The following is a 731-nucleotide window of genomic DNA, read 5'->3' on the forward strand; positions in this document are numbered from 1 at the left end:
CTCTGCTGTGCGTTTGTACTTTAAGTCTATTGAAGCCTCCGACTGATTGAAAGCAAAGAGCCTCAGACCTGCGCCGCAGCCACCAATGATCTACCTTGCGCATGTGATGGTTCACTTCGGCGGTTGGCTGTTCGAAGGGACGAATGCCCCGGAGCTCAGTCGCATCATTCGGGACGCGGAACAGACCGACCGGCACAAAGCTCTTGAGGCCACGTTCAATGACTCATGGGTTGTTTCTCCACGCGGCGCAATGATCGACAACTGGGCCGATGTTGTCAGCCGGCTGGGTGATCTGGACCCCTCCAGGCGGGTTGAACCCGATACGCTCAAGGCACTGATACAGGCCCATCTGGCGGACCGGATGCAAGTGACCAAAGCAGTCATCGATGCCGCGCTGCCCGCAGCGCGCGATGCGGCGTTTTCGCAGGCCGAAGAGGGCCAGCACCTGTTCTTGAGCCTGCTGTGGGCCACCGGTACCATCAAGACCCGATGCACAGCTGGGCGGACTTGCCACCACGTGAAGCGATGTATGCCGCATGGGCACAGGCCTTTGGCGTGCAATAGACGGCGACCTGCCGCCATTGGTCGCTTTTTGGAGACATCACATGTTTTTTGCGTTAGCTTTTTCATCAATACTAGTGCCAAGGAGTGCGAAATGTCCTGTGTGGAAAGCTTCTGCATAGCAAGACATTTTTGAAGCTGATTTAGCACTGGTCAGAAGCAGACGTGTG

General features: G+C 56.4%; 1 protein-coding gene. It reads left to right on the plus strand.

Translation table 11 applies throughout. The features are described from left to right. Nucleotides 1-85 precede the first annotated feature (85 nt). Nucleotides 86-697: a hypothetical protein gene (locus HRQ87_RS19990; protein ID WP_174140210.1), complete on the plus strand. Its 612-nt coding sequence runs from the start codon at nucleotides 86-88 to the stop codon at nucleotides 695-697. Nucleotides 698-731 lie beyond the last annotated feature (34 nt).

Source organism: Parasulfitobacter algicola (assembly GCF_013315265.1).
Classification (GTDB): Bacteria; Pseudomonadota; Alphaproteobacteria; order Rhodobacterales; family Rhodobacteraceae; genus Parasulfitobacter; species Parasulfitobacter algicola.

Bases quoted from the DNA above. Each gene is read 5' to 3' on its own strand.
- HRQ87_RS19990 (WP_174140210.1), top strand. From the start codon at position 86: ATGATCTACCTTGCGCATGTGATGGTTCACTTCGGCGGTTGGCTGTTC.